Annotated in this window: 6 protein-coding genes and 2 pseudogenes; 1 reads left to right on the top strand and 7 read right to left on the bottom strand. The window is 33.8% G+C overall.

The window, feature by feature from the left end:
- Positions 1-206 (top strand): annotated as a pseudogene (locus ACWIUO_RS13280) (hypothetical protein); the annotation flags it as partial.
- A 242-nt stretch (positions 207-448) separates the two neighbouring features.
- Here the strand turns inward: ACWIUO_RS13280 and ACWIUO_RS13285 are convergent.
- The 7 genes and pseudogenes from ACWIUO_RS13285 to ACWIUO_RS13315 all read right to left on the bottom strand — a co-directional run.
- Positions 449-1591: an AAA family ATPase gene (locus ACWIUO_RS13285; protein WP_454178369.1), complete on the bottom strand. Its 1143-nt coding sequence runs from the start codon at positions 1589-1591 to the stop codon at positions 449-451.
- A 202-nt stretch (positions 1592-1793) separates the two neighbouring features.
- Positions 1794-2354 (bottom strand): coiled-coil domain-containing protein, encoded by a 561-nt coding sequence (locus tag ACWIUO_RS13290; RefSeq protein ID WP_454178370.1) that lies wholly within the window; start codon positions 2352-2354, stop codon positions 1794-1796.
- A gap of 6 nt (positions 2355-2360) precedes the next feature.
- Positions 2361-2765: a hypothetical protein gene (locus tag ACWIUO_RS13295; protein WP_454178371.1), complete on the bottom strand. Its 405-nt coding sequence runs from the start codon at positions 2763-2765 to the stop codon at positions 2361-2363.
- Between the two features lie 174 nt (positions 2766-2939).
- Positions 2940-3767 carry a hypothetical protein gene (locus tag ACWIUO_RS13300; protein ID WP_454178372.1) on the bottom strand — a complete coding sequence of 276 codons (828 nt, stop codon included), beginning with the start codon at positions 3765-3767 and terminating at the stop codon, positions 2940-2942.
- A complete protein-coding gene (locus ACWIUO_RS13305) occupies positions 3764-3970 on the bottom strand; it encodes a hypothetical protein (protein WP_454178373.1) in 207 nt (68 codons plus the stop codon). The genes ACWIUO_RS13300 and ACWIUO_RS13305 overlap by 4 nt, the downstream gene beginning before the upstream one ends.
- Before the next feature lie 3 nt (positions 3971-3973).
- Complete coding sequence (locus tag ACWIUO_RS13310) at positions 3974-4591, bottom strand: DUF2726 domain-containing protein (protein WP_454178374.1); 618 nt, start codon at positions 4589-4591, stop codon at positions 3974-3976.
- A 25-nt stretch (positions 4592-4616) separates the two neighbouring features.
- Positions 4617-4978, bottom strand: a pseudogene (locus ACWIUO_RS13315) (hypothetical protein); the annotation flags it as partial.

The following is a 4978-nucleotide window of genomic DNA, read 5'->3' on the forward strand; positions in this document are numbered from 1 at the left end:
ACGATGATATTTTTACCGCATTCAAAAATGAAGTGAAAGATTTTTTTAATAATGATAAGTTAAATGGAGATTTAGGCAATAAACAAACAAAAAAATTTATAAAACGATACAAGATTTATTTTCATCAACCAAATACGGCAAGCGGATTCAGCGCAACGCTATTTTACGATACACAACAAGATAAGTTTATAGTTGGATTAGAATAACGGATATTAACAAATATTACCATAAATAATAGTTAGAGATATTAGCGCAAGTGAATTTAGCATATTATTAGATAAATTTTTGTAAAATACCAAATTTATGTGATTATATGGGAGCAATCAAATGAGAATTACTAATTTAGTGTATTTGTGCGTATGTGCTGGTATGTTACCATTTGCATTTGCGTATCCTTTGTCTTGGTTTATTTTGCATCTCTTTGGTGTTTGTTTGCATTGTGATTTTCCTATACCAATAAAAACAGCTCTTTTTGGGCTAGCATTCGATTGATACCCTCTTGAGCTGATTTTATGATTGGTATAATGAGTTTGATAGCATCAAGTATGTGTTGTGTAGTGATTTCTCCATACACAAGCTTGTAAAACGCTAGCTTTTTACAAAATGTTTCTATCTCTGCGCTGGTGTATGGGAATTTGTCTGGGTCGTTGTTGTCTTTTTGATAGGCTTGCTCGATTTGGCTTAGGATATTATCTAGCACCATTGCATTTTCAACTTCTTCTTTGATTTTTAGCTTGTTTAGATAGATTTCAAACACGCCTTTTGCCATTTCTACGCTAGGCAATGAAATGAAAAATAGCTCATCAAATCGCCCGCGTCTTAAAAGCTCGGGATTGTTATCTAGGATAGAATTTAGATTGTTTGCAGTGGCAAAAAATATCGCATCAAATTTGTATTCTGCTGCGGGCGTGTGCATATCATTTAGCACGGTCAAAAGCCTGCCTAGCATTCGTTTTTCTACTGCTTCGGCATTGCCTATCATTTTTTCGATTTCATCAATCAGTAGGACAAATCTTTCATCGGGGTGGTTTTTGTGTCGCTCGGTTAGGTATTCAAATACAGAATTTAGCTTATCGATAGGCTCTTGAGCCTCCATAATAAGCGTTAGATTGAGCTGGATTAGAAGTCTTTTTGTCTCTCCTGCGAAGCATTTAGGGAAAAATGTCTTGCCTGTGCCTGGCACACCTACTAAAAATATGCCTTTAGCGCGGAATCCTTTAGATTCTGCTACTAAAAGTTCGCGCGTAAAATCTTTTAGTGTTTGTGCGCCACCGACATCTGCAAGGCTAAAAGGCGAATCAATCACGCTTAAGCCTAATCTAGTCTCTAATGCTTTTGATTCTGGCACGCCTGCTTGTTGTTCTTGCGTGGTAAGCACGCCAAATTTATTAGGAAGTTGTTTGATAACAAAAAGAGAGCGTAAGTTTTTGGGCGGATAATATGGTGCAATATAACCCATTTTATGCGTAGTTAAGTGCGTTTTTATGTCTGTTTCATTTGGCACAGGAACAATATCAGCTAAATCAAATTTAGATTTTAAAGACTCTAAATCTTGGTAGTAAGCACAATCCTCCGCTACAAACCATATCATAGCCCACCTCCTTGTGTGCTATGATATGTGTTTTGTGCTAATGCGTTTTGTGTGAAATTGTGAAGTTTTTTGAGAGAATTACGGTATTTAAGGCTTATAGAGAGAGAATATAACCCCCCCCACAACAGCATTATGAGAGTTAATCGCGTTTTGTAGCTGTGTGGGTAGATTTTGATAAATTTTTGTTTTCATTTTTTGTGCCTTAAAATTTAAAAATTGCTATAAGTATGCCTATGGCTGCAACTACCACGCTTAGTGAAGCTATTTGTATTCCTGCAACCCATTTAAGTGTAGTGGCTTGTGTTTTCATAATTGTATCTTTTAATTCTGTTTTTAAATCAGACATTTCTAATCTAATCTCTGCTATGTCGCCTTTGACTTCTGCGCGTAAGTCGTTGATTTCTTGCTTGACTTCTGCGCGTAAGTCGTTGATTTCTTGCTTGACTTCTGCGCGTAAGTCGTTGATTTCTTGCTTGACTTCTGCGCGTAAGTCGTTGATTTCTTGTCTCAACTCTGTTCTTAAATCATTAGCTGTTTGCTTTAATTCCTGTCGAAATTCTGCTTTTGAGGCTTTAAATTCTGCTTGTAGTAAATCTTTGCTTACAATCTCGCTTTTTACTTCATCAATAACTTGTTTTTTTAGCCTTTGAGAATTTAGCGTCCAATTTGCTTCAAATGCTTTTTGGGCAACGATTGCCTTTTCCTCGCCAAAAGCTTGGACAAAAAAAGCATTTACTTCATCGCGTGTAACTTCTTCTAGCATTTTGTGTTATCCTAATTGAAATTTTAAAATCATTTGAATCGCAACGATTGATAATCCTGCTATCGCAAGCTGTGCGCTTACAATCCATTTTAGTAAGTCATATTTGGATTCTGTGATTTTTTTATCTATGTTGTTGATTTCCGCTTGCAGTTGTGCAATGTCTTTTTTGGTTTCATCTCGCAGCTGTGCGATGTCTTTTTGTGTTGCTTCACGCAAGTTTAACAAATCTTCTTTTGTAGATAAATTATCCACATTGATATGATTTTGGATATTGTTTTGCTCCAAAAGAGAATCAGCAATATCTATGACACTTTCTTTGATTTGCTCCCTATTCTCGCTAGGAATATTAGCAAAGTATGTGCCTATGAAATTATCAATTAAAATTTTAGTGCTTTTGCTTACTGCTGTCATAACATTATCCTAAATTCGCATTTATGGTTATTTGGAGCGATTGCTGATATGGACAAATATCAAAAACCATCTGGCAGGAAAGGTTAGCAATCGCTTAGATATTATACAAGATTATTATCGTTTTTTTACAAAATTTTTATTGTAGCAAAATCTTGTGTGTTTTGGTGCATATTGCTACCTGCGTCTATTGCGTCTTAATCTAGTGTGTTCCTCTTTTAGCTCATCTAGTTTCATAGATTTTATCTCTCTTATTGTTTCAAACTTCGTGGGGGTTTTACTTCTTGTCGCTGATATATTTGCCCTTTTTTCATAGTTGCTTAGCATTTTTCTAAAGGCGTTTGATTTAGATTCTATGGATTTTAGCAAATCATTGATACGCGTCTTGCTCGCTTCTATGGCTATTTGTTCTTTTTGTTTTTCTAATTCTTTTTGAGCTAGATATTCTTGCCTATCTTCGATAACTTCCAAATATTTGCTAATTGTTTGTTTGCGTGGCAAAAGTTTTGAATCCATTTCTATGTATGCGGGTTTTGCTTTTGCATTAAGTGCGGATTCTAAATTGTCCTCATAGCCATTATTTATGATGATATTGCCGATGATTTGCTCTGCTTGTTTGGCATTATTGCCTACAAATTGGATATGCGTAGAGTTTATCTCTCTATCTTGTAAATGAATCTCTACTACCCCCTCTATGCCCTCGCTACTTAGGGCATTTTCGATTTGTTTTTTTATAGAATTTAATGCTTCTCTCTCTATTGGTAGCCACCGCGCCCAAATATTTGCAGTTTTTACCTCCCCTTGCTGCTCCAAATACGCAAGGATATGTTCCCTTGCTTCTTTTGCTCCTGTGTAAGTAAGATTTGGGTCTTTGCGCTTTTCTACGATGTTTTTAATGAGTTTTTCAAATAATTCTTTAACAGAATAATCACTAAATAATAACACCGCTTCTTGCGCTTCTCGCAATAGGGAATCTGAGCGTGAGCTTCTGGCTTGTTGTATCATAATCGCATTTCTTTTATAAAAATTGCAAGTAATACAAATACTATTAACCCAATAGTTTTTTTGATACTACCTGTCAAATAATTGATTATGCAAAGTCCAAACCATACACACAATCCATATTGTAAAAATTCAAATATTGTTTGTAAATCTTTGTTGTTATTTATAGAATCTATATATTCTGTAATTGTTTGCATATTATTCATAGATTATGCTCCATTAAAAATCTGATAAGAGCGTAATTTTTCTATATATGGTTTTAGGTGGTTGTTTAAAGATTTATAATACTTATCTTTGTCTTGTTCATTCATTTTGTTTATATCGTCTTTGTCTTTTATCTCACCTTTTATGGCATTTAGTCTAACTACTTCAATGCCAGCCTTCCTACAAACTGAATCTCGAAAACTATCTCTAGCGGGTTTATGTTTTTCTGAGCCATCATATTCAATAACTAAAACAGGCTTTTTTGTTTCTTTCTCAACAATCAAAAAATCTACATAAAACAAATTATATTTCCACCAATCTTTGTTGCTTTGCTCATTATATTTAGTTTGTAAAAAGGCTGAGAAAGCCACTTGACCCCATAATATATATTTTTTTGTATTAAGGTTTTTATATATCATATTAAAAATTGTTTCCTCGTATTTGTTCAACAGCCTCTTATAATTTAATTCTTTTAACTCCTCTAGTTTTTGTTTGTATTTATCTGCTTCTATTTTTTCTTTTATGAGCTCCTCGTATTTATTTTCTGCTTCTTCCTTATTTTGTTTTATGTCGCGTAAGGCTATTTTAATTTTATTTTCTAATTCTTTTATGTATGCTTCCATTTTACACTCCTATAATTTCTATGACTCAACCCAACTTAAGCGGATTATTTCTCAATTTTTGTGCCAAGATTTTATACAAATCTTGTCTTTGAATTTTAGCATTATATCTAAATTCTGTTTCTTTCAAATGAAGTAAAAAATTCTCTTTTTTGATTCCTTTGAATTTAGCAAGTCTATGTTTAGCATAACCCATTATGTTTGTAGTTGTAAGCGTAGCGAAGCAAAAACAAAATTTTTATATTCCATTTATGTGTTTTCTACCTAGCGCAAATTCATTTTTGCTGTGTTTTAATGTGTTTTAACACGATAATGTGCCTTTGCACAAAAATCCACTAATCCATCATACGCTCCCCAACAATCGCTAAAAATTATAGATTCTGCTAAATT

This window comes from Helicobacter sp. T3_23-1056, assembly GCF_053654535.1.